The 23611-nt window shown below is 57.7% G+C and carries 20 protein-coding genes; 6 read left to right on the top strand and 14 right to left on the bottom strand.

The window, feature by feature from the left end:
• Positions 1–32 precede the first annotated feature (32 nt).
• From ACA059_RS13490 to ACA059_RS13480, 3 genes are all read right to left on the bottom strand, one after another.
• Positions 33–1436 carry an MFS transporter gene (locus ACA059_RS13490; protein ID WP_497634244.1) on the bottom strand — a complete coding sequence of 468 codons (1404 nt, stop codon included), beginning with the start codon at positions 1434–1436 and terminating at the stop codon, positions 33–35.
• 625 nt (positions 1437–2061) lie between these two features.
• Positions 2062–2502 carry a DUF1801 domain-containing protein gene (locus ACA059_RS13485; protein ID WP_497634243.1) on the bottom strand — a complete coding sequence of 147 codons (441 nt, stop codon included), beginning with the start codon at positions 2500–2502 and terminating at the stop codon, positions 2062–2064.
• Positions 2503–2536: 34 nt separating this feature from the next.
• Positions 2537–2773: a hypothetical protein gene (locus ACA059_RS13480; protein ID WP_497634241.1), complete on the bottom strand. Its 237-nt coding sequence runs from the start codon at positions 2771–2773 to the stop codon at positions 2537–2539.
• A 172-nt stretch (positions 2774–2945) separates the two neighbouring features.
• Between ACA059_RS13480 and ACA059_RS13475 the strand changes: the two genes are divergently transcribed.
• Entirely contained in the window at positions 2946–4709 is a 1764-nt protein-coding gene (locus ACA059_RS13475; protein WP_497634240.1) for an L-lactate permease, read from the top strand.
• Positions 4710–4758: 49 nt separating this feature from the next.
• On the opposite strand, the gene ACA059_RS13470 is transcribed toward ACA059_RS13475, so the two are convergent.
• The 6 genes from ACA059_RS13470 to glcC all read right to left on the bottom strand — a co-directional run bounded on the left by ACA059_RS13470 (position 4759) and on the right by glcC (position 10608).
• Complete coding sequence (locus tag ACA059_RS13470) at positions 4759–6075, bottom strand: MFS transporter (protein WP_497634238.1); 1317 nt, start codon at positions 6073–6075, stop codon at positions 4759–4761.
• Positions 6076–6140: 65 nt separating this feature from the next.
• The gene (locus tag ACA059_RS13465; RefSeq protein ID WP_497634237.1) at positions 6141–6665 is read right to left on the bottom strand and encodes a gamma carbonic anhydrase family protein; all 525 of its coding nucleotides are present in this window, start codon (positions 6663–6665) and stop codon (positions 6141–6143) included.
• 12 nt (positions 6666–6677) lie between these two features.
• Positions 6678–7868, bottom strand: coding sequence for a CaiB/BaiF CoA transferase family protein (locus ACA059_RS13460; RefSeq protein WP_497634235.1), 1191 nt, complete (start codon positions 7866–7868; stop codon positions 6678–6680).
• A 26-nt stretch (positions 7869–7894) separates the two neighbouring features.
• On the bottom strand, positions 7895–8824 hold the full coding sequence (locus ACA059_RS13455) for a hydroxymethylglutaryl-CoA lyase (protein ID WP_497634233.1): 930 nt from the start codon (positions 8822–8824) through the stop codon (positions 7895–7897).
• Between the two features lie 105 nt (positions 8825–8929).
• On the bottom strand, positions 8930–9841 hold the full coding sequence (locus ACA059_RS13450; RefSeq protein WP_497634232.1) for a LysR family transcriptional regulator: 912 nt from the start codon (positions 9839–9841) through the stop codon (positions 8930–8932).
• Positions 9841–10608 carry a transcriptional regulator GlcC gene (gene glcC, locus ACA059_RS13445; protein ID WP_497634231.1) on the bottom strand — a complete coding sequence of 256 codons (768 nt, stop codon included), beginning with the start codon at positions 10606–10608 and terminating at the stop codon, positions 9841–9843. Before glcC ends, ACA059_RS13450 begins: the two co-directional genes overlap by 1 nt.
• Positions 10609–10842: 234 nt before the next feature.
• Between glcC and glcD the strand changes: the two genes are divergently transcribed.
• The 5 genes from glcD to ACA059_RS13420 are packed head-to-tail and all read left to right on the top strand — an operon-like array spanning position 10843 to position 17285.
• Positions 10843–12342 carry a glycolate oxidase subunit GlcD gene (glcD, locus tag ACA059_RS13440; protein WP_497634230.1) on the top strand — a complete coding sequence of 500 codons (1500 nt, stop codon included), beginning with the start codon at positions 10843–10845 and terminating at the stop codon, positions 12340–12342.
• Complete coding sequence (gene glcE / locus ACA059_RS13435) at positions 12342–13406, top strand: glycolate oxidase subunit GlcE (RefSeq protein WP_497634229.1); 1065 nt, start codon at positions 12342–12344, stop codon at positions 13404–13406. Before glcD ends, glcE begins: the two co-directional genes overlap by 1 nt.
• Before the next feature lie 3 nt (positions 13407–13409).
• Positions 13410–14627, top strand: a complete 1218-nt coding sequence (gene glcF, locus ACA059_RS13430) for a glycolate oxidase subunit GlcF (RefSeq protein ID WP_497634228.1) — start codon at positions 13410–13412, stop codon at positions 14625–14627.
• Between the two features lie 20 nt (positions 14628–14647).
• A complete protein-coding gene (locus ACA059_RS13425) occupies positions 14648–15049 on the top strand; it encodes a heme-binding protein (protein ID WP_134097463.1) in 402 nt (133 codons plus the stop codon).
• 55 nt (positions 15050–15104) lie between these two features.
• The gene (locus ACA059_RS13420; protein WP_497634227.1) at positions 15105–17285 is read left to right on the top strand and encodes a malate synthase G; all 2181 of its coding nucleotides are present in this window, start codon (positions 15105–15107) and stop codon (positions 17283–17285) included.
• A gap of 114 nt (positions 17286–17399) precedes the next feature.
• On the opposite strand, the gene ACA059_RS13415 is transcribed toward ACA059_RS13420, so the two are convergent.
• The 5 genes from ACA059_RS13415 to ACA059_RS13395 form a co-directional block, all read right to left on the bottom strand.
• Complete coding sequence (locus ACA059_RS13415) at positions 17400–18923, bottom strand: MFS transporter (RefSeq protein WP_497634225.1); 1524 nt, start codon at positions 18921–18923, stop codon at positions 17400–17402.
• Between the two features lie 94 nt (positions 18924–19017).
• Positions 19018–19890: a prephenate dehydrogenase dimerization domain-containing protein gene (locus ACA059_RS13410; protein WP_497634223.1), complete on the bottom strand. Its 873-nt coding sequence runs from the start codon at positions 19888–19890 to the stop codon at positions 19018–19020.
• The gene (gene pabB, locus ACA059_RS13405) at positions 19887–21956 is read right to left on the bottom strand and encodes an aminodeoxychorismate synthase component I (protein ID WP_497634222.1); all 2070 of its coding nucleotides are present in this window, start codon (positions 21954–21956) and stop codon (positions 19887–19889) included. Before pabB ends, ACA059_RS13410 begins: the two co-directional genes overlap by 4 nt.
• Positions 21953–22351 (bottom strand): chorismate mutase, encoded by a 399-nt coding sequence (locus tag ACA059_RS13400; RefSeq protein WP_497634220.1) that lies wholly within the window; start codon positions 22349–22351, stop codon positions 21953–21955. The genes pabB and ACA059_RS13400 overlap by 4 nt, the downstream gene beginning before the upstream one ends.
• Complete coding sequence (locus ACA059_RS13395) at positions 22332–23603, bottom strand: aminotransferase class I/II-fold pyridoxal phosphate-dependent enzyme (protein WP_497634218.1); 1272 nt, start codon at positions 23601–23603, stop codon at positions 22332–22334. Before ACA059_RS13395 ends, ACA059_RS13400 begins: the two co-directional genes overlap by 20 nt.
• Between the last annotated feature and the right edge of the window lie 8 nt (positions 23604–23611).

Genomic DNA, 23611 nt, shown 5'->3' with positions numbered 1-23611 from the left:
GTTTTTCAGCTCACTGGGTCGTGCCAACCGTTTTACAGATCGGTGATTTCCTTATGGCGTGGTACCAGCGTCTTCATCACGCTCCACGCCACCAGGTAGGCCACCGCACAGATGGCAAACATGATCATGTAGCCGGTATGAATATCGCCAATCAGTTTGTAATGGTCGATCACCCAACCGCCGGTCTTGGTCATGACTACGCCGCCCAAGCCGCCTGCCAAACCACCAATACCGACCACCGAAGCGATGGATTTTTGCGGAAACATGTCAGACACGGTGGTGAAGATATTGCACGACCACGCCTGGTGCGCGGAGGCGCCCACACCGATCAGCAGCACCGGCACCCAGAAACTGATGTAACCGAAGGGCTGTGCCAACAACACCAGCAGCGGGAAGAAGGCGATCACCAGCATGGCTTTCATACGGCCGTCATACGGCGCGTCGCCGCGTGACATGAAATAGCTGGGGAACCAGCCGCCGCCGATGCTGCCCACCATGGTCATGCTGTACAACACGGCCAGCGGCAACACGATGGCCTGGCCCTTCATGCCGTATTGCGCTGACAGATAGGTCGGAAGCCAGAACAGGAAGAACCACCACACGCCATCGGTCATGAATTTGCCGAAGGCAAAGGCCCAGGTCTGGCGGTAGGTCAGCAGCTTGAACCACGATACTTTTTTGGCAGCCGCACCCGAGTCTGTTTCGGTGAGTGCTTGCGCGCCCTGATCGCTGCGGATGTAGGCCAGCTCTTGCACCGACAGACGTTTTTGCTGCTCCGGTTTTTCGTACAGCGCAATCCATACCGCTACCCAAACGAAGCCCAACGCACCGATCACGATGAAAGCCGCTTCCCAGCCCCAGAGGCCGGCAATCAGCGGCACGCAGATCGGCGCCAGGACCGCGCCCACGTTGGCACCGGAGTTGAAAATACCGGTGGCAAAGGAGCGTTCTTTTTTCGGGAAGTATTCGGCGGTAGCCTTGATCGCGATCGGGAAGTTACCCGCCTCGCCTATCGCCAGCACGGCCCGCGCCACCATGAAACCTGCGATCGAGACCGGGATGGCAGCAAGGCCGAACGCGCTGCTCACGGCGCCGATCCCCTCGCCCATCGGCACCGCAAAGGCGTGCATGATCGCGCCGGTCGACCAGATGCCGATCGCTACCACATAGGCGGTCTTGGTGCCGATCTTGTCAACGAAGCGGCCGGCGAACAGCATGGAAATCGCGTACACAAACTGAAAGACAGAGGCGATGTTCGCGTAATCGGTGTTACTCCAGCCAAATTGCGTCGACAGATCCGGCGCCAACAGACTCAGTACCTGGCGATCCAGGTAATTGACGGTGGTGGCAAAAAACAACAGTGCGCAAATCGTCCAGCGGTACTTGCCGACGGCCTGGCCGATTCGTTGCGGATTGATGGGCTCGTTCAGATTCATGGCATCACTTTATTGTTGGATTATGGTGATGATCTCTCGGTTTCAAGCGAGATCAAGTGTGTCGTAGAGCATCGCCAAAACGCGATGGGTCCACGCCACTGTATTGCGGGCTCGAAAATGGGTACTCCATGCTCAGCGGCTGGAGTTGGACATTTGGCAAGAGCTATCGGGCGTTTGGTGGGACAGTCGTATGCGACAGGCCTGACTGTAGGAATGGGCAAGCAGTCAAGGTCGAACCGTAAGAAGCGGCATGCAGGGGAATGCGCAGGTGGGTTGAATTCATGATGGGGCCGACACTCGTTTTTATTTTTAGTGTTTAACAGTCGATAATCGTCTGTCGTCGTACAACCGCGCCTTTTATATCGAGTTCACTACCTGGCTGTCAATCTGAAAAAACAGCCGTTCGTCTCGACAAAGGTTACCCGCCAGTATTCCGATTACGTCCAGAGGACTTAGTCTGTGAGCCACTTAGCGTTTGGATTTATCGGGTGTAGCCAGCAGGATATGGAGGTTTTTAAGTTCAAACATTGTTGTACGACAACGCACTTCAAAGCTCATGACAAGAGACATCGATAGCAGTCATCTCGTCAGAGTGGTTTTCGACTGCCAGGTCGGAGAAGACGAATCAGGATTTCGCAGCCGGTTTGGTGCGAGCGGCCGCTCGTGCCGATGTGTTGAGCGCCACGGCGGCGAGAATGAGCGCCTTCAAGGCTGTCTCATCAAGCTTGTCACCCTCATGCAAATCAATGGCACGTCGGGTATTGCCTTCAAGACTGGCGTTGAAGAGGCCTGAAGGATCTTCCAGCGAGGCGCCCTTGGCAAACGTCATCTTCACGACCTGCTTGTATGTCTCGCCGGTGCAGATGATTCCGGCGTGCGACCACACTGGAACCCCCCGCCACTTCCATTCCTCGACCACGTCAGGGTCGGCCTGCCGGATGAGCGTTCGGACCCGAGCGAGCGTCTCGCCCCGCCAATCTCCCAGTTCCTTGATTCTCGCGTCTATCAGCTGAGAGGCCGAAGCTCCTCCCTCTTCTTCCTTTGCACCGACCTGCTCTTTCTTCATGGTGGTTGTCGCCTTTTTCATGAAAAGCCTGGGCTTACAGGGTTCTTTGACCGTTTCCGATGTCCCTTGCGTTTTTGATTCCCCAGTCAAAGGCGTCTTCCATGTCCAGCAGATGCGGGGATGGCTTGTTGTCTTCCTCGATGACCGTGCCGTCCGGCCGGTAAACACCGATGAACATCTTCAGCGAGCCGTCCCTCAATATCTCGGCTTTGACCTCGATCTTGCATCCGTTCGACAGCGTTTCCTTGTGGTGCATATGGCGTTCAGTCATGGCTGCATTCCTCTCATCGTTGAAGGCCGAATAGCGCGTTTACCCATTGGCCATGTTAGCTCAGTGCGGCCCACTGAAAGGCCTGCCAGGACAGCGGCGTAATGCCACCTATACTAGAAGCCACCGCCCCCACGGGGTCTGCACTCCCAACAATAAAAAGCAGAGGTGGAACATGGTCTGGCAGCAAATCTACGATCCGTTCGGCAACCCGATACTTTCAACCCTCATGGCAGCAGTGCCGGTCGTGGTGATGCTGGCAGCCCTGGCGTTTTTCCATATCAAGGCACATCTGGCAGCATTGATGGCCCTGGCGTCTGCGCTGGTGATCGCGATCTTCGCCTTCGGCATGCCGGCGAACATGGCCGGTTCGGCCGCACTGTACGGCGCCGCCAACGGCTTGCTGCCCATTGGCTGGATTGTGCTCAACATCATCTTCCTGCATCGGCTGACCACCGAGAACGGCTCGTTCAAAGTGCTGCAGGATTCCCTGGCGCGCATCACCGACGATCGACGCCTGCAATTGCTGCTGATTGCTTTCTGCTTCGGTGCTTTCTTCGAAGGGGCCGCTGGTTTCGGTACGCCGGTGGCGGTGACCGGGGCGATTCTGATCGGGTTGGGCTTCTCGCCTCTGGCCGCGTCTGGCCTGGCGTTGATCGCTAACACCGCGCCTGTGGCGTTCGGCGCGCTGGGGACGCCGATCATCACCCTGGCCAAGGTGACCGGGCTGGATGAAATGGAACTGTCGATGATGGTCGGCCGGCAATTGCCGTTCTTCTCGGTGATCGTGCCGTTCTGGTTGATCTGGGCCTTCGCCGGATGGCGCAAGATGCTGGAAATCTGGCCGGCGATTCTGGTGGCCGGGGTCAGTTTCGCCGTGCCGCAGTTCCTGGTGTCCAACTACCACGGGCCGATGCTGGTGGACGTGATCGCCGCGCTGATTTCCATGGCCTGCCTTACTGGTTTCCTCAGGGTCTGGAAGCCGGCCACCGTGCATACCTCCGCCGCGCTGACCGGGCGCGTCGACAACTCCAAAATTGCCGAAGAGCATGACGAAAAACCCGTCGCCAGCGCGACCTTTGCCAGTGATGCCAAGCCTGCGGTGATGCGCGCGTGGATGCCGTGGATCATCCTCACCGTGTTCGTGTTCGCCTGGGGCACCCAGGGCTTCAAAAACATGTTCGATACCCGCCCGGCGATTGATCCGGCCACCAATTCTGCCAAGCTCGACCCCCAGGGCAAACCGCTGCGCGAAGCGAACCCGATCTTCGCTCCGGTCGTGACTTTCACCACGATCCACCAGCAGATCGAGAAGGTCCCGCCCGTGGTGCCCGCGCCTAAAACCGAGGACGCGGTCTACAAGTTCACCTGGCTCACCAGCACCGGTAGCGGCATCCTGCTGGCGGCGATCCTCGGCGGGCTGCTGATGGGTTATTCCATCCCGCAATTGATCAAACAGTACGTACGAACGATCTGGGTCGTGCGTTACTCGCTGATCACCATCGTCGCGATGCTCGCCCTGGGCTTCCTCACCCGCTATTCAGGCCTGGACGCCACCATGGGCCTGGCCTTCGCCGCGACTGGCATCTTCTACCCCATGTTCGGCACCCTGCTCGGCTGGCTCGGCGTGGCGTTGACCGGCTCGGACACGGCGTCCAACGTGCTGTTCGGCGGCTTGCAACGGGTGACCGCCGAACAGTTGGGGATCAGCCCGGTGTTGATGGCTGCCGCCAACAGCTCTGGCGGGGTCATGGGCAAGATGGTCGACGCCCAGTCAATCGTGGTGGCTTCCACCGCCACCCGTTGGTACGGGCATGAAGGGGAAATCCTGCGTTATGTGTTTTTCCACTCGATCATCCTGGCCATTCTGGTCGGTGGTTTGGTGACGTTGCAGGCGTATGTGGCGCCGTTCAGTCATATGGTGGTGGGCGGGCATTGATCGATTAGCCCGCCTTTCTCAAGTCTTGGCCCCTGGTGTATCGCAGGGGTCAAGGCTTGGGATTCTTGACGTAACGCATGACCACAAAACACGCGATCAGGATCATCGGCGCGATGGACAGCATGCCCATGTAACTGGTGCCGGAGACATCGTTGATTTTGCCCACCATCACCGGAGCGACCATGCCGCTGAGCTGGCCGATGGAGTTGATGGCTGCGGTTCCACTGGCAATCGCCAGCCCTGAGAAGGTCGATTGCGGAATCGTCCAGAAGATTGGAATGGCGATGAACGTGCCCGCCGTGGCCAGGACCAAGGCAGCCATCATGGCCCAGGACGAATCGGAAAACAGGCAGGCCAGCAAGTAACCCACGGCCGCCAGCAACAGACACATCACCAGGTATTTCTTGCGCTCACCGGTGCGGTCCGAGAGTCGTGTCAGCCAGATCATGCCGATGCACGCAACGATGTAAGGCAGGGATGACAGCATGCCGATCCAAAAAACGCTTTGCACCCCGGACGACTTGATCAAGTGCGGCATCCAGAAATTAAGACCATAAGAAGCTGTCTTGATCACGAAGTAGATGAACGCCATGATCGCGACTTCCCGCGTCAGTAACACTCGCCACAGCGACCCCAGTACCGGCTTTTGCCTGGCTTTGTCATGCGCCAGATTGGCGGCGAGAAGATCTTTCTCTCCCCTTGTCAGCCACTTGGCCGACTCGATGTCACGATCGAGTTTCCACAACACCAGCGCCCCCAGCACCACACACGGTAAACCCGACATCAGGAACAGCCAGTGCCAACCCGCCAGGCCAAGCACGCCATCCATCGTACCCAACAAAATCCCCGCAGCCGGCCCGCCCAATGCCCCCGCCAAAGGGACCGACAGGAACCAGAGGCCGTTCATCTTTGCCAAGTGCTTTTTCGGGAACCAGCACGCCAGATAGAACAGAATCGCCGGACCAAAACCGGCTTCCATTACCCCAATCAGAAAACGCAAAAAGTAGAGCGTGTATTGGGTGTAGGCAAACATCATTGCGGCGGTGGCCAGTCCCCACGACACCATGATCCGGCAGATCCAGGCCGGGGCACCGTAGCGCTTGAGGCCCAGGCTGCTGGGCACTTCGAACAGCACGTAGCCAATGAAGAACATGCTCGCGGCCAGACCATACGCTGCATCGGTCAAGCCCAGTTCATGCTGCATCTGGGTCTTGGCGAAGCTGATATTGATCCGGTCAAAATAAGAGAACAGAAAGCAGATAATGGCCAGCGGCATGATGCGCCAGGCCACGCGCCGATAGAGCAGCAGCTCATTGATCGTTTCTTCATTGCGCGCCAGTGCAATTTCGCCAGTCATGGCAACCATGATGTTTCTCCATTGTTGTAATTATTGGAGAGAGGCAACGTCCTTCAGGACCTTGCTCAACGGGTTTAGCTGATTCGAATCAGTTTGTCCTTGTAAGCCTGGCCCTTGGCGACATAGTCCTGGGCGCTACGCTGCAGGCCGGCGATGGCTTCAGGCGTCAGCTCTCGCACCACTTTGGCCGGTGCTCCCAAAATCAGGGAGTTATCCGGGAACACCTTGCCTTCAGTGACAATCGCGCCGGCACCGACCAGGCAGTTCTTGCCGATAACCGCGCCATTGAGTACCACCGCCTGAATCCCGATCAGCGCACCATCACCGATGGTGCAGCCATGCAACATGGCCTGGTGGCCAATGGTGACGCCATTGCCCACCGTCAGCGCAAATCCGGGGTCTGCATGCAAGACCGCGCCTTCCTGTACGTTGCTGTGCTGACCGATTCGAATGGGCTCGTTGTCACCGCGCAGAACAGCCTGGGGCCAGACACTGACGCCCTGCTCCAGCGTGACATTACCGATGACAGTGGCGTCTTCGGCGACGAATGTTTCAGCGTGGATGACGGGGATCAGCGTGTCGTATTGATAGATAGCCATGGCAGCGCCTCCTCAGGCTTGAGCGTCGGTTTTAAGCACACCGGCTGCACACAGTTCGGCGATGTGCTCGTCGCTGTAGCCGAGTTCACGCATGACCTTGTGCGTATGCTCGCCGATGCGCGGAATCGATTGACGCGGTTGCAGACGTTCGCCATCCAGAGACAGCGGCAGCAATGGCATGGCGGTGAACGATCCGTCTTCGAGCTCGAGATTCGCCAGGCCGCCGCTTTGCAGCAGATGAGGATCTTCGAACAACTCCTCCGGACGACGGATCGGCGCAAAGGGAATGCTGTGAGCCTCCAACTCCAGAGCCAGCGCCTGAGCATCCATCGTGGCAAAGACTTCGGCCAGGTGAGCCAGCAACCGCGGTCGCTGCAACACGCGATCGTTATTGGTGGCAAGGCTCTGGTCATCGAGCAACGCGGTCTGACCGAGCAACTGGCATAAGGCATTCCACTGCCCTTCGCCGGTGGCCGCCACGAACATCTGCTCACCGTTGGCGAACTCGAACACGTCGTAGATCGCCCAGGCGCTGATACGGTTGGGCATCGGCGCGGCGGCCTGGCCGGTCACGGCGTACTGCTGCATGTGTTGGGCTGCGAGCAATACGCAGTTTTCGTAAAGCGCGCTTTGCACTTCACGGCCGATACCGGTGGTGTGCCGGTCATTCAGCGCGGCAAGCACGCCGATAGCGCCGAACATCCCGCCCATGATGTCGTTCACGGAACTGCCGGCCCGCAACGGTCTGCCGACGGGGCCGGTCATGTAGGCCAGGCCTGCCATCATCTGCACCACTTCATCCAGGGCCAGGCGATTGTCATACGGACCGTTCAGAAAGCCTTTGTGCGAGGCATAAATGATGCGCGGATTACGCTCACGCATCGCTGCGTAACCGAAGCCGAGTTCCTGCATGCGCCCGGGTTTGAAGTTCTCGATGAACACGTCGGCGGTGTCGATGAGTTCCAGCACGGCGTCGCGCCCTTGCGGGGTGTTGACGTCGATGGCGATGCACTGCTTGTTGCGGTTGAAGGTGCGAAAAAATCCGGCACCGGCCCCCAGCAGACGCCGCGTTCCATCGCCGCGGGTCGGCTCGATCTTGATGACTTCGGCACCGAGGTCACCGAGGATCATCCCGCAGGTCGGCCCCATCACCATGTGTGAAATTTCGACGACACGAATGCCGTCCATTGGAAGTCTGGACATGAGTGGTTTCCTCGATCGAACAGGGCTCAAGCGCGGCTGGCGGCTGGCGTGTAATTGAGTGGCAGACCGGCGCGGGCAATGCAGCCGTAAAGGGTTTCGTCTGGCAACGCGGCATGCAGCACATCCCGTGACTCGATCAGTGCGGCCAGATCGATGCCAGTGTCGTGGCCCATGCTTTGCAGCATAAACACCAGGTCTTCCGTCACGGTGTTGCCGGACGCGCCCGGTGCGAACGGGCAACCACCCAGCCCGGCGAGGGACGAATCGAGTTCGGTGATGCCTTGCTGCACGGCCACCAGACTGTTGGCCAGCGCCAGACCACGGGTGTCATGAAAATGCGCAGCCCTGAGTTTTTCACCGGCGATGGCTCGAACCGCCTGCAACGTGGTCGCCACCTGACCGGGATTGGCATAACCCGTGGTGTCGCCGAGCGAAACCAGATCGCAACCGGCCTCAAGCACGTGGCCGGTCAATTCGCACAGGTCGCTCAACGGCACATCGCCCTGGCGGGTGCAGCCAAACGCAACGGACATCCCGGCGATTACTTGAACGTTGTGCAAACCCATTTCGGTCCGCAGTTGGCACATCCGCGCCAGCTCCTCGACCATTTCCAGGGGCGTGCGACGCACATTGGCCAGGCTATGGGCCGCGCTGACGGAAACCGGCGCAATGATCCGGTGGGCGCCGGATTCAAGCGCATCCCGACAGCCGCGCAGGTTCGGTGCGAGTACAGAGACAATCAGATCCGGGTAACTCAAGGCGTGGGCCACGACTTCTTTGGCATCGGCCATTTGCGGCAGCAGTTTGGCGGGAACAAAGGATGCAACTTCCATATGGCGTACGCCAGCCGCATAGGCGGCATCGATCCATTGGCGTTTGGCGGCGGTCGGCATGATGGCGTGAAGACTCTGCAATCCATCGCGCATGCCGACTTCGTTGATCGTTATTGTTGTCATGAAGTTCTCTCACAGGCTGAAGCACAGGCTCAGACTAGAGAGACACCAAGGCGCCGAAAAGACGTGATTCACGGCCTGATCCATCGTCAACCGCGATGGATGGATTCAGGTCATGGTTTGTCGTGGCGGTGCCCGTAACAGCAGGTGATCCAGCAGCCGACGGGCTGAAAGCGACAGTGCATCACGATCCCGCACGCAGATCACAAACTCGCCCAGCGCCCAATCGTCGGTCAGGGGGATGATGCGCAGGTCGAACAGTTGCCTGTAGCGCGCCACGGCTTCCAGCGGGAACACCGCCAGTCCCAGCCCGAACTGCACCAACCGGAACGCGGCATCGAATGACGATACATAGGAGCGGAAACGCAGCTCCCGGCCGTGCTTTTCCGCATCTTCGCGCATGAAGGTATTGAGCGTGGCGAAGGCCGACAATCCCAAGTGATCAAAATCCAACGTCTCTTCGAACGCAAGGCTGGTGCGATCGGCCAAGGGATGATGCGCACCCACCACGACGGCCAGATGGTCCTGGCGGTAAGGCAGAAACTCCAGATCGCCCACGGCCATCGACCGCCTGCAAATGCCCAGGTCGGCATTTCCTTCGGCCACCCCACGGACCACATCGGGGCTGTAACGCTCTTCGATGTCGGCCTGGATTCTCGGGTTGGCCAACATGAAATCGGACAGTTCTTCCGGCAAAAACTCCATGATTGAGGAGACGTTCGCCAATATCCGGACATGCCCACGAGCACCCTCCGCGTATTCGCTGAGCTCACTGTCGAGCCTTTCCATTGCACGGGTCAGTGACCGGGCATGCCGCAGCAAAGCCTGCCCCGCCGGCGTGGGCTCGACCCCGCGTTTGCTGCGTTTGAGCAACGGCGTACCGAAGCGCACCTCAATGTCGGAGATCCGTTTGCTGACCGCCGATGGCGCGATGAATGCCCGCTCGCTGGCCCGTGCGATGGTGCCTTCGTCGCAGACCAGAATGAACAGGTGCAAGGAGAACTGATCCAGATGCGGCATTAAGCCCACCCCTCAAGTCGCAGCGTTGCCCGAACCAAACGCTGTTCCTCACTTTCGATTTCCTTGAGGTTCTCGCAAATGCTCTGGATGTGCGCGATGGCCGCCTTGCGCGCCTGTTCCGGCATACGGCCGGTGACGGCGTTGTAGAGCCGCGCATGATGACGGTCGATCTGACGTTTTTGAGGTTCGCGGTGATAAAGGTTGTTGACCGAGGCAAACACCGTGTTCAGCAGCAAGTCCGTCAGCGAGCGCAAGGTCTGCACCAGCACCGGGTTGTGCGAGGCCTCGCAAATCGCCAGGTGAAACGCATGATCGAGCCGGGCGTGTTCGGACGCCTCCAGCGAACGGCTGTGGGCATTGAGCAACGCCTCGTAGCTGCGGGTGATGAGGACGAAGTCGGCGTCGGTTCCGCGCAACGCCGCCAGACGTGCGGACTCGCCTTCGAGCAGGCTGCGGACTTCGAACAAATCGTAAAGCGTGCGGGGTTGTGAGCTGAACAAGTGCATCAGCGGTGACGCGGCACCGTGTCCCGAAAGATCGGCAACAAATGAACCTTTGCCCTGCTCTGTCTTGATAATCCCGCGAGCGCGCAACAGCTTGAGGCCCTCGCGAAGTGCCGTGCGGGAAACGCCAAGCTTTTCGGTCAGACGACGCTCCGAGGGCAACAGCTGCCCGGTCTTGAGCACCCCGTCCACGATCAACCGTTCGATGCGTTCACAGACCACGTCTGCGACTTGTGGATTACGGCTCGTTTCTGCCCTTTCCATCGACTCTCCAACTGGTATGACCAGTCTCACTGCCAAAAACACAAATGTTCAAGCACAAACATAAGCTCATGTTTTAAAAACATTTTTTTGAAAAAATAAAAACCAATCGATTAAAAAACTGGTTCGACCAGCCAAACAACACATAGACAGTAGAACGCCTCAGGCCAATGATGCAAGTCAGTGGTAAACGGACACAGACCTCCTATAAAAACAACTGAGGGTCGTCAACCGACTATGAACATTCTTTACGATGAGCGCGTCGACGGCGTCCTGCCTGATGTCGACAGAGCTGCCTTGCTACAGGCCCTGCAAACACAGTGGCCGGATCTGGAAGTTCTGCATCAACAGGAAGAGCTCAAACCGTACGAATGCGACGGACTTTCTGCTTACCGCACAACGCCCATGCTGGTGGTGCTGCCGCGCCACATCGACGAGGTGCAAGGCGTGCTTCGGCTCTGCCATGAACGGCAGGTCGCGGTGGTCGCCCGAGGTGCCGGCACGGGTTTGTCCGGCGGTGCATTGCCGCTGGAAAAAGGCGTGCTGCTGGTGATGGCGCGCTTCAACAGCATTCTGCACATAGACCCCGCCGCCCGCACGGCCCGAGTTCAGCCTGGGGTGCGTAACCTGGCGATTTCCCAGGCTGCAGCGCCGTTTGGTTTGTATTACGCGCCGGACCCTTCCTCGCAGATCGCCTGTTCTATCGGCGGTAATGTGGCGGAAAACGCCGGTGGCGTGCATTGCCTGAAGTACGGGCTGACCGTGCATAACCTGCTCAAGGTCGACATCCTCACCGTCGACGGCGAACACCTGACCCTGGGCTCGCAAGCGCTCGACTCTCCGGGCTTCGATCTGCTGGCGTTGTTCACCGGTTCCGAAGGCATGCTCGGTGTCATCACCGAGGTCACGGTCAAACTGCTGCCCAAACCCCAGACCGCCAAAGTGCTGCTGGCGGCGTTCGATTCCGTCGAGAAGGCTGGCCGCGCGGTGGGTGACATTATTGCCGCCGGCATCATCCCCGGCGGCCTGGAGATGATGGACAACCTGGCCATTCGCGCCGCCGAAGACTTTATCCACGCCGGCTATCCGGTCGATGCCGAAGCCATTCTGCTGTGCGAGCTCGATGGCGTTGAAGCCGACGTTCATGATGACTGCGACCGCGTGCGCCAGGTGCTGGAACAGGCCGGCGCCACCGAAGTGCGCCAGGCCCGCGATGAAGCCGAACGCGTGCGCTTCTGGGCCGGACGCAAGAATGCCTTTCCGGCGGTGGGCCGTCTCTCACCGGATTATTACTGCATGGACGGGACAATTCCGCGCCGCGAGTTGCCCGGCGTGCTGCACGCGATCGCCACATTGTCGGCTGAGTACGACCTGCGGGTGGCCAATGTTTTCCACGCCGGTGACGGCAACATGCACCCGCTGATTCTGTTCGATGCCAACCAACCGGGCGAACTCGATCGCGCCGAAGCCCTGGGCGGCAAGATCCTCGAATTATGCGTGAAGGTCGGCGGCAGCATTACCGGTGAACACGGCGTGGGCCGGGAGAAAATCAATCAGATGTGTGCGCAGTTCAATAGCGATGAGTTGACCGTGTTCCATGCCGTCAAAGCCGCCTTCGATCCGAGTGGCTTGCTCAACCCCGGCAAGAACATTCCGACGCTGCACCGCTGCGCCGAGTTCGGCGCCATGCACGTTCACATGGGTCAGATGCCCTTCCCTGAACTGGAGCGTTTCTGATGCGCAGCGAACACGATATCGACGACAGCGCCTCGCTGCTGGAGCAGGTCAACCAGGCGCTGCAAAACGCCACGCCATTACGCATTCAAGGCTCCAACAGCAAGGCGTTTCTAGGGCGCATCGCGGCGGGCGAAGTGCTCGACACGCGCAGCCACCGAGGCATCGTCAGCTACGACCCGACCGAGCTGGTGATCACCGTCCGCTGCGGCACCCCGTTGGCAGAACTGGCTGAAGTGCTGGACGCGGCGCAGCAGATGTTGCCTTGCGAACCGCCCTCCTTCGGCGACGGCGCGACGGTCGGCGGCATGATCGCCAGCGGGCTGTCGGGACCACGGCGTCCCTGGTCCGGGTCCGTCAGGGACTTCGTCCTCGGGACACGGGTCATCACCGGCCACGGCAAGCATTTGCGCTTTGGCGGCGAAGTCATGAAAAACGTCGCTGGCTACGACCTGTCGCGCTTGATGGCCGGCAGTTATGGCTCGCTGGGTGTGGTGACCGAAGTCTCGCTCAAGGTCCTGCCCAAGCCGCGTCAATGCTTGAGCATCAGCCTGGACATGGACAGCGATCGCGCCTTGCTGCGCCTCGCAGAATGGGGGCAACAGCCGCTACCGATCAGCGCTGCGTGCCACGATGGGCAGCGCCTGCACCTGCGGCTTGAGGGTGGCGAAGGCTCGGTGGCGGCGGCACATGACCGATTGGGCGGAGAGTTGCTCGACGCCTCGTACTGGGAGGATCTCAACGAACATCGATTGAGCTTCTTCGATGAGGACCAGGCACTTTGGCGCCTGTCCGTTCCTCACAACACGCCTCGGCTTTCCCTGCCTGGCCGTCAGTTGCTCGATTGGGGCGGTGCACAGCGCTGGCTCAAATCCGACGCGGAGGCAGCGTTCATTCGCTCGATCGTGGAAGAAGTCGGCGGGCATGTGACCTGCTACAGCCATGGCCTGATCGACAGTCCGTTTCAACCGTTGCCTGCCGCATTGATGCGCTACCACCGGAACTTGAAGCAACAACTCGATCCCCGGGGCATCTTCAACCCCGGACGCCTGTACGCGGAGCTTTGACCCATGCAGACCACCTTGAGCGAACAAGCCCGCCAGCTGCCCCGCGCCGAAGAAGCCGAAAGCATCCTGCGCACCTGCGTGCACTGCGGTTTCTGCAATGCCACGTGCCCGACCTATCAATTGCTGGGCGATGAACTGGATGGACCGCGGGGCCGCATCTACCTGATCAAGCAGGTTCTGGAAGGCAACGAAGTTACGCAAAAGACCCAGCAACACCTGGATCGCTGCCTGTCCTGCCGTAACTGCGAAACCACCTGCCCTTCCGGCGTCGACTATCACAACTTGCTGGACATCGGCCGGGCGGTGGTCGATGCGGCGGTGCCGCGCCCACTTGGTCAGCGCTTGTTGCGCGAGGGATTGCGCAGCGTCGTACCCAATCCGGCGCTGTTCAAAGGGCTGGTCAGCAGCGGCCAGATGTTCCGGGCGTTGTTGCCCAACACCTTGCAGATAAAGTTGCCTCGCCGCGTCTATCCGGCCAAGCCGCGCCCGGTCACTCGCCACGCCCGGCAGGTGCTGATGCTCGAAGGCTGCGTGCAACCGAGCCTGTCACCCAATACCAACGCGGCTGCCGCCCGAGTGCTGGATCGATTGGGGATCAGCGTCACACCGACCCGCGAGGCGGGCTGTTGCGGCGCCGTGGATTATCACCTCGACGCTCAGGCGGCCGGCCTGGATCGCGCCCGCCGCAATATCGATGCGTGGTGGCCGAGCATTGAAAACGGCGCTGAGGCCATCGTGCAAACCGCCAGCGGTTGCGGTGCCTTCATCAAAGATTATGGTCACCTGCTCAGCACCGACCCGGCCTATGCCGAGAAGGCGAAAAAGGTCAGTGCGCTCGCAAAGGATCTGGTCGAAGTGCTGCGCGATGAGCCGCTGGAAAAGCTCGGCATCCACAGCGACCAGCGCCTGGCCTTTCATTGCCCCTGCACCTTGCAGCACGCGCAGAAACTGGGGGGTGCGGTGGAAGCGATTCTGACGAGTCTGGGCTTCAACCTCACGCCGGTTGCCGACGGTCACCTGTGTTGCGGCTCGGCGGGCACCTATTCGCTGACCCAACCCGAACTGTCCCGGCAACTGCGCGACAACAAGCTCAATGCGCTGGAAAGCGGACATCCCGAAGTCATTGTCACGGCCAATATCGGCTGTCAGTCCCACCTCGACGGTGCGGGCCGAACCCCTGTCAGGCACTGGATCGAACTGGTCGAAGCCGCCTTGCCCTAACCGAACACTGGAGAATCCCCATGAAAAGCAAAGCCGTACTGAGCCAGACCGAAGTCAGCCAAATCCTCGCGGCTGCACGCACCGAAGCACAGAACAACCAATGGGCCGTGACCATCGTGGTTGTCGATGACGGCGGCCATCCTCTGGCCCTTGAACGCCTCGACGGTTGCGCTCCGATTGGCGCCTACATCGCCACCGAAAAGGCCCGCACCTCGGCCCTCGGTCGGCGTGAATCCAAAGGTTATGAAGAGATGGTCAATGGCGGGCGCCACGCCTTTTTGTCCGCGCCACTATTGACCTCGCTTGAAGGCGGCGTGCCCATCATCGTCGACGGCCAGGTGATTGGCGCGGTCGGGGTCTCCGGTGTCAAAGCCGAGCAGGACGCGCAGGTGGCCAAGGCCGGGGCGCAATGCCTGAACTGAATTGAGCCGGGCGCGATTTAGCGCTCGATAACACTGTGTGATGGAGATGCAAAAAGTGACCGATTTCGTGAACTGCCAAGGCCTCACGGTCGCGCCTGTCTTGCAACGTTTCGTTGATCTGGACGTGCTGCCGGGAACCGGCCTGGACCCTCAAGCGTTCTGGAGTGGTTTCGCCGCACTGGTGCATGAACTGGCACCTATCAACCGCGCGCTGCTGGCTGAGCGTGATCGCCTGCAAACCGAACTGGACACCTGGCACCGCGCCCATCCGGGACCGGTGACGGACATGCCGGCTTATCGCAGCTTTCTGAGCGGTATTGGTTACCTGCAACCGCAACCCGCAGACGTCAAGGTCAGCACCGCCAACGTCGATACAGAGATCAGTGTGCAGGCCGGACCACAACTGGTCGTCCCGGCCGTCAACGCGCGTTATGCGCTGAATGCCGCGAATGCGCGCTGGGGATCGCTGTACGACGCGCTGTACGGTACCGATGTGATTTCCGATGATGGCGGTGCCGAACCGGGCCGGACTTACAATCCCTTGCGCGGGGAGAAAGTCATCGCTTTTGCACGGGCGTTTCTGGATCAGGCATTCCCCTTGATCAACGGCTCCCATGCAGCGGCGTCACGCTACCGGATCGACAACGGCACACTGGAAGCCACTTTGAATGACGGCAGCCAAACCGGTTTATCGAACACCGCGCAGTACATCGGCTACCAAGGTTCGCTCACCGACCCCACGGCCATCCTGCTGAAAAACAACGATCTGCACGTAGAGATTCAGATCGATCGCCAGAGCGTGATCGGTCAGGCTGACGCCGCTGGGGTCAAGGACCTGCTGATTGAAGCAGCCCTCTCGACCATCATTGATTGTGAAGACTCGGTGGCGGCGGTAGACGCCGAGGACAAGGTGCAGGTGTACCGCAACTGGCTGGGTTTGATGAAGGGCGACCTGAAAGAGGACCTGGAGAAAAACGGTAAAACCATCACACGACGGCTGAACCCGGACCGCGAGTACACTGCCGCCGATGGCCGCTCACTGTCGCTGCACGGGCGGTCGTTGCTGTTCATCCGCAACGTCGGACACCTGATGACCAGCCCGGCGATTCTCGACAAGGGCGGACTGGAAATCCCGGAGGGCATTCTCGACGGCGTCATCACCAGCCTGATTGCCCTGCATGACCTGCAACGCCGCGGCAATTCCCGCACCGGTAGCGTCTACATCGTCAAACCGAAAATGCACGGCCCCGCCGAAGTGGCCTTCGCCGAGCAGTTGTTCAGCCGCATCGAAGAGCTGCTCCAGCTCGAACGCCATACCCTGAAAATGGGCATCATGGACGAGGAGCGGCGCACCAGCGTCAACCTCAAGGCCTGCATCGCAGCAGCTTCCTCACGGGTCGCGTTCATCAACACCGGTTTTCTGGATCGCACCGGTGACGAGATGCACACCGCCATGGAAGCGGGCGCGATGTTGCGCAAGGGCGACATGAAAAACACCTCGTGGATCGAGGCCTACGAGCGCAACAACGTGCTCGTCGGTCTGGACTGTGGATTGCGTGGGCGGGCGCAGATCGGCAAAGGCATGTGGGCCATGCCGGACCGGATGGCCGATATGCTCAAACAAAAAATCGCCCACCCGAAAGCGGGCGCGAATACCGCGTGGGTGCCCTCTCCGACCGCCGCCACCTTGCACGCGCTGCATTACCATAAGGTCAACGTGCGCTCGGTGCAGAAGTCCCTTGAAACAACGGACTTCGGTGGCGCCAGCCCGGCACTTCTGGACGGCTTGCTCAGCGTGCCGGTCGTCACCGCCCCATCCTGGTCGGCCGATGAGATTCGGCAGGAAGTCGAAAACAACGCGCAAGGTTTGCTGGGGTATGTGGTGCGCTGGGTTGAACAAGGCATCGGCTGCTCGAAGGTGCCCGACATCCATAACGTGGGGTTGATGGAAGATCGCGCGACCTTGCGCATTTCCAGCCAGCACATGGCCAACTGGCTGCGACACGGAGTGATCACCAAGGACCAGACCGTCGAGATATTGCAGCGCATGGCGCGGGTCGTCGATGAGCAAAACGCTGCCGATCCGATCTACACGCCAATGGCGCCGGACTTCGAGCAGTCGGTTGCGTTTCAAGCGGCCTGCGCACTGGTGTTCGAGGGATGTGCACAACCCAATGGCTATACCGAACCGCTGCTGCATAAATTCCGGCGCGCGTACAAGCAGTCGAGGGCGTAAATAGAGGGAGCAACAGAGGCTGAGCAGACTGGGTGAAAACCAGGAATCTGTTCGGTAACTGCGAGCACTGAAACAGTCGGGCCGTGTGGTAAACGGCCCGACGTTCGTTTTCGATCACTGCCCTTCAGCAAGCTTCGTCTTCGGTATCCGCAGAGCGCGCCAGGCAATTAAAATCGCCATGAGTGCCAAGCCGAACGTCACCCACGAAACCAGATTAATTCCACCCTCGAATGCACTTCCCGCCTGCGTCATCAGCGCTTGTGCTTGATCTTGCGACAACTGCACCGCTACATGATTAGCACCCGATAGCGTCTCACTCGCCAGCATCGTCTGCACCTCGCTCAAAAAGCCCGGCAGCTGCAATGCACCGCGATAGTAGGCAGTGACGAGACCACCGAGCACCGTCGTCCCCAAAACCACACCCACTTCATAGGCCGTTTCACTAATGGCCGACGCCGCACCCGCCTTTTCCGGCGGTGCAGCCGACAAAATCACATCGTTGGATACCGTCGCGATCGCGCCCACGCCAATGTTCAGCAAGGCAAAAGCCACCACCAGAACGATCAGACTGCTGCCGATGGTGGCGACCAACAAAAACGCCGCCCCGGCAAACGCCATCAGAATCGGTATCAGTACATGCACCTGTACTCGCCGCGCTACAGGCACGACTGCCATTCCCACTACGATCGCCATGATCTGACCAGGTACTAACGCAAAGCTGGCATTCAACGGTGACATCTGAAGAACGATCTGTAAGAACTGAGTGGTGAAGAACACAAAGCCGACGAGGAACGCGAGGCTCATCAGATTGATGAGTACGGAGCCGCTAAAGGTGCCACTTCGGAACAGACTCAGATCCATCAGCGGCACAGGCAGACGTAACTGCCGATGCACAAACATCCACCCAGCAACCGTGCCGATTACAAATGCTGTCAGCGCCATCCCGTCGAGACCATTACTGGCGCTGTGTTTAATGCCATAAACGATGGCACTAAGGGCAACCATCGATTGCAGGATGCTTAGCGGATCCAATGACCCTGAACAGTCTTTCTCGGACTCGGGCAACAACACCGGTCCCAATACCAACAACGGCACCAATACGGGTATCGCCAATAGGAAAATCGCCCCCCAGCTGAAAAACTCCAGCAAAACCCCACCGACCAAAGGACCGAGTGCTGATCCTACCGTCAGCGTTGTTGCCCAGATCGCGACAGCTATTCTCCGTTCCTCTCGATCCACAAACACCGAACGTATCAATGCCAACGTTGAGGGCATCAACATCGCACCGAAAATCCCCATGCAAGCTCGACCGGCAATCAGTTGCATGGCCGTTTGGGAATAGGCGGTCAACACCGACACAACGACAAAACCCAAAGACCCAGCCAGTAACAACTTTCGATGACCGATTCGATCGCCCAGACTACCCATCGACACCAGTAATCCCGCCAATACCAGCGAATAGGCATCAATCATCCATAACTGCTGACTAGCGCTCGGACTCAGGGCCTCGGCAATCTTTGGTAACGCGAATCCAAGCACCGTATTGTCTACGGTCACCAGTAGTACTGGCAGCATCAGCACGCTTAGGGCTGACCATCGTTTTGCTCTGTGTTGCGTTGTCTCACTTATTAACGACATCAGCCAAGCTCCTTATCTTCCTCAAAGTATTCACGGGAGATTTCGCAATGCACCCGTGAAACGAACCCAGCGCACTTCCATGGCGAGGACTCGGTCAGTTCAGTAATGAAAAAACGTGCTGACAATCAACGGCCCCCGAGTTCAAACGACTCCCCAAAGCATTTGAAACGCCCTGTAAGTCACGTCTGAACTCGTCAAAATCCTGATTAGAGACATTATCCATCAAGCGTTCCATCCCTTCCGCCAGCGCGGCGCGCTGGTGGTTGGCCTGGTCATTTTCTAGTTGTATGTCCCAATAGACTTCAGGCGGATTGACCAGAACCCGGGACAACAACGCCATCATTGTCCGCATCGGTGGTGGCATCACTTCAAGAGCGCTTTCCAGATCAAGTGAAGACTTTGCCAACGCCAAACCGAACCCGAGAATTGCGGCATGGGGCAGCGCCTGGCATAGCGCCATGAGCTCATCATGGGCCACCGGCGTCATTCGCTTTATCTTCATCCCAGCCCCCATCAGGTGCTGTTCGATGAAAGTCAAAGGCGAGTCGCCATCTTCCAGACAAACTGCGACGGTGCGTCCCTGAACGGAGAGCTTGGGTGAAAACATCGGATTGACGCCGACGAAAGGCTGCTGGGACGAAGCATTCTTCAATGCTCTGTAAAAAGGCTCCTGAACAGAACAAGTCGGTATGAATACAACATCGTTCGAAACGGAGCCAACAACCCAAGGTATTGCCCGGATAGCGACGTTTTCGGGCAACGCAAAGACTACTGCCACTGCCCCTTGAAAGATGTGCCCGGTGTTGCTGAACGGACTTGTGACATCGACTTCATAGAAGTCACTTTCCTGTTCGGAAGGCCTGCGATCCACCACCCGGACATCGTATCCATATTGCATAAGAATGCGGCTGATCAATGAGCCAACCAAACCCGCTCCCCCCAACACGACAACCGTGTCGCTCATCATGATTCGCTCCCTGCGACAAAACTGTAAAAAGGCACGCTAGCCTTGACCAAAGTTTCTTCAAGCTCTTGCAGTGGATCGGAGTGCGCAACAATCGCGCCACCAATTCCAAATTTCGCCTCGTTACCCTGGAGCACTGCTGTTCGGATGACAATACTCAGCTCCGCTCCACCACTGAAAGATAACCATCCTAATGCGCCTGAGTAGACACCACGGGCAGAGGACTCCAATACGTCAATAATTTCCATCGTGCGTTTCTTCGGAGCTCCCGTCATTGAGCCACCTGGAAAGCAGGCTCGAATAGCTTCGATCGTTGAAATATCCGAGCGAAGGTGCCCACGAACTGTTGAGACAAGTTGGTGGACCGAGGAAAAGCTTTCCACTGAGAAAATCTCAGGAACATGAACGCTCCCTGGACGGCACACTTGATTCAAATCATAGCGCACCAAATCGACAATCATTAGGTTCTCTGCTCTGTCCTTGGCCGAGTTACGTAGTTCATCTCGCAGTATTTGGTCCTCTACGAATTGTTCACTACGTGGCCTGGTTCCCTTGATCGGTCTGGACTCGATCAATCCACTGTCATCGATTCTGAGAAAGGTTTCGGGCGAAGCGCTTAATACTGAAAATCCTGCAAACGAGAGATAGGCACCGTAGGGTACGGGGCTGGCCTGGCGCATTCGCCAATAAGCACTCAAAGGCGCACCGCTGTACGCCATTTTTGCCCTATTGGTCAGGCAGATCTCGTACGACTCCCCATCGGTGATGTACTGGAGAGATTGATTGATCTTACTGATGTACTCATCTGGCCCGTCCTCAAGCGAGAGCTTCAGCTGATCTACGGCACCTGGAATAAACGAACTGCAATGACCAACTGGCGCATCATTACGATGGAGAAAATCAGGTAAGGGTGGCCACTCCACAGCATCGCCAGTCGCAGTCATCAGGCATTCATAGGCCTTGTCTTCATGATGATCAAAGACAAAGAAATGCGGCGCAAACATGAATGAAGCATCCGGATAAATCGAACGGTAAATTTTGCGTCCACCCGCCAGTGCTTTCAATTCGTAACCGAGGTAGCCAACAAAACCGCCCTTGAAAACAAACGGCAAGTACTGAGGGGTTGCCACCTGCACAGCTTCGAAGACTTGTGCAATCAGTGTAAAAAAGTCTCCTTTGATGCTTTTTTTGCCCTTGGGGCCCTCAAGTTTCAGGCACTCATCGTTGACATCGTACTCAAGCCTGATCGCTCCTTGCGCCTCTCCACTACCCATGATCGAGTAGCGGGCATTAGGTCTTTCCGACTTCTCGCAGTCTAGCCAAAAAGCATAACGATCATCTGCATAGAGCGTTGAAAATACTGATGGTGGATCCGTGCATTCGGAAAACTCGCGGTAGGTAAGCTGCATGTTCAGCATCCCCCCTACTGCGACGTATGCATCTTTTGATGACGTACATTCCGTATCGGACTCTAAGTGAGCTCTAGCACTGACGTTATGTTCAAGCGCCATGCGTACGAAGTTGCTCAATAACGCATGGCCATATTCTGAATCGATGGATTCGGGGTGGAACTGGACACCCCAAACCGGTCTGGTGATATGTTCGATTGCCATGACCACACCTTCAGACGTCCAGGCCGTACATTGGAGCTCTGCTGGTAGGCTTGTACACATCAACGAATGGTATCTGACCACTTCGAACTGTTCCGGCAGATCTCGAAAGAGCCCTTTGCCTGAATGAGTAATCCGACTGCGGTAGCCATGCACAGGGTTGGGAGCGTATCCCACCGTCCCCCCAAGAAATTGAGCGATGCCTTGATGTCCTAGACAAATACCAAGCAACGGGACAGGAGAACGGAGAATGACGTCACCGCACACTCCGAAATCTCCCTCCTGTCCGGGGTGCCCTGGGCCGGGCGACAGCACTACAGCGTCATATTTTTCTATGCCCAATTCATTGTACGGAAGGGTATTTTTGACTACGTCCGCGCAAATACCTGTCACCTCATATAAATACTGAGCGATGTTTTGGGTGAAGGAATCAAAGTTATCAATCAGCAATATTTTCATGAGGGTCGCCCCGGGGCCAGACACTGATTGATCAGGACGTCTTCCTGAATACACGTCTCTTCTATAATCAGTTTGAATATCGACTCGGTGTATTCCGGCCTCAATCCTACCGCCACCGATCTAGTCTTAATCATATCGAGCACGTAGGAAATTCGTCCGGGCTGCATCATCGCAATACCATGGACGGCTTTGAGTTCGGCAATGTCCATGCACACTTTCATTCGCTCAGAAAGCAGGTCGACGACTTGCAAATTTATCGAGTCAAGCCGCTCCCGCTGCGGCTGCAAAATGTTAGACGTGCCTGTCTGTGATAACTGTCCCTGTTGTTTCATCTTTTGCATCTCCGTTAGCCAATTTCTGGAAGAGAGTCGCCAGTCAGGCGTGATCGCGCTCATTGATAGCCGGCGTCCATAACCCCTTGCTCGTCATCACCCCTAGAGCAGCCCCCAATAACTTAATGTCTTTGCCACTGTGGTCTGCTGAAATTGCAAAACGCAGCATCGCTTTGCCTTTGGCAATGATTGGGTAAAACACCGGAAAGAGCAGCATGCCTTGGTCACGCAGGGTTCTCGCAGCCTGTAAGCCGGCCTCCTCTGTTTCAAAGAAGGCTCCTCTGACAGGTGACTGGATACCTGCATTGAGCAACTGGTTGTCGGTGAGGGAATCTAAAAGGGCGACATTTTCCCAAAGTCGCCGTTGCAGCAAATCGATCTCTTCACTGAGATGGATTTTTGCCGAGGCAACATTCGCCGCCAACATGGGCACCATAATGGAATGACCAAATATCAGCGGATTGGCCAGGGTTCGGATAACTTCAACATCCCGTGGATCTGAAACCACGACAAAACCACCCGCGCCACCAAATGCCTTGGAGAGAGACCCTGCCAGAATAATATTTGCAGGTAATGAGTGATCAACCGCTGAAAAGGCATATCCCGCACCATGACGTCCGACGATCGAAATACCATGAGCATCGTCTACGTAAAGGTATCCCTGTGCCGACTCTAGCTGCCGAGAGAGCTCGGCGATGGGTACAAGACCACTCATCGAACCGATTCCATCGATCAAGAGCACAGGAGTTTCACCTTTGTCGGTGCAAATTTTCAGCGCTGTGGTCATTGATTCCTGGCTGGTGGACTCAACTCTAGAAACAGGTCCGAACTGCTCCAAAATCCCCCTAAGTACCTGCATTGAAGCATGGGCGGTTTTGTCCATCAGCCAGTGGATTCGTTTTTTGACCGGATACCCACTCAACGAACCACTCCCCAGCAACGGTAAAACACCTAAATGGACACTGCTGGTAGAAGTAAACACCGCAACGCCGCAACCTCTGTAAATCTGAGCAAGCAACTCTTCCAGTTGAGGTAGGTAACTTGGGCGCATTGCACTTCGAGAAGACGACAGGTGCAGTCCGGAAGTTTCCATAGCCTGGTGTGCGGCATCGATCAATGCAGAGTGGGTTTCCAAGCCCAAGTACGAACAGGAAACAAACTCTGTGAATGTACCTCCGTCCTGCAAGGTAATGTGCTTACCCACACGACTCGCAACGGTAAAACCTGTAAGACCTTCCTCATAAGCCTTCGCCAGTGCACCAGTGGTGTTGCCGCGACGAATGCTCATCCAGTCTTGTTTGGTTTGCACATCCATAGCTAAAG

The organism is Pseudomonas sp. LBUM1647, assembly GCF_059716175.1.
The sequence above is the reverse complement of the archived record's forward strand: the minus strand, read 5'-3'. Positions and strand labels throughout refer to the sequence as shown.

Bases quoted from the DNA above. Each gene is read 5' to 3' on its own strand.
- ACA059_RS13490 (WP_497634244.1), bottom strand. From the start codon at position 1,436: ATGAATCTGAACGAGCCCATCAATCCGCAACGAATCGGCCAGGCCGTC.
- ACA059_RS13485 (WP_497634243.1), bottom strand. From the start codon at position 2,502: ATGAAGAAAGAGCAGGTCGGTGCAAAGGAAGAAGAGGGAGGAGCTTCG.
- ACA059_RS13480 (WP_497634241.1), bottom strand. From the start codon at position 2,773: ATGACTGAACGCCATATGCACCACAAGGAAACGCTGTCGAACGGATGC.
- ACA059_RS13475 (WP_497634240.1), top strand. From the start codon at position 2,946: ATGGTCTGGCAGCAAATCTACGATCCGTTCGGCAACCCGATACTTTCA.
- ACA059_RS13470 (WP_497634238.1), bottom strand. From the start codon at position 6,075: ATGGTTGCCATGACTGGCGAAATTGCACTGGCGCGCAATGAAGAAACG.
- ACA059_RS13465 (WP_497634237.1), bottom strand. From the start codon at position 6,665: ATGGCTATCTATCAATACGACACGCTGATCCCCGTCATCCACGCTGAA.
- ACA059_RS13460 (WP_497634235.1), bottom strand. From the start codon at position 7,868: ATGTCCAGACTTCCAATGGACGGCATTCGTGTCGTCGAAATTTCACAC.
- ACA059_RS13455 (WP_497634233.1), bottom strand. From the start codon at position 8,824: ATGACAACAATAACGATCAACGAAGTCGGCATGCGCGATGGATTGCAG.
- ACA059_RS13450 (WP_497634232.1), bottom strand. From the start codon at position 9,841: ATGCCGCATCTGGATCAGTTCTCCTTGCACCTGTTCATTCTGGTCTGC.
- glcC (WP_497634231.1), bottom strand. From the start codon at position 10,608: ATGGAAAGGGCAGAAACGAGCCGTAATCCACAAGTCGCAGACGTGGTC.
- glcD (WP_497634230.1), top strand. From the start codon at position 10,843: ATGAACATTCTTTACGATGAGCGCGTCGACGGCGTCCTGCCTGATGTC.
- glcE (WP_497634229.1), top strand. From the start codon at position 12,342: ATGCGCAGCGAACACGATATCGACGACAGCGCCTCGCTGCTGGAGCAG.
- glcF (WP_497634228.1), top strand. From the start codon at position 13,410: ATGCAGACCACCTTGAGCGAACAAGCCCGCCAGCTGCCCCGCGCCGAA.
- ACA059_RS13425 (WP_134097463.1), top strand. From the start codon at position 14,648: ATGAAAAGCAAAGCCGTACTGAGCCAGACCGAAGTCAGCCAAATCCTC.
- ACA059_RS13415 (WP_497634225.1), bottom strand. From the start codon at position 18,923: ATGTCGTTAATAAGTGAGACAACGCAACACAGAGCAAAACGATGGTCA.
- ACA059_RS13410 (WP_497634223.1), bottom strand. From the start codon at position 19,890: ATGATGAGCGACACGGTTGTCGTGTTGGGGGGAGCGGGTTTGGTTGGC.
- pabB (WP_497634222.1), bottom strand. From the start codon at position 21,956: ATGAAAATATTGCTGATTGATAACTTTGATTCCTTCACCCAAAACATC.
- ACA059_RS13400 (WP_497634220.1), bottom strand. From the start codon at position 22,351: ATGAGCGCGATCACGCCTGACTGGCGACTCTCTTCCAGAAATTGGCTA.
- ACA059_RS13395 (WP_497634218.1), bottom strand. From the start codon at position 23,603: ATGGATGTGCAAACCAAACAAGACTGGATGAGCATTCGTCGCGGCAAC.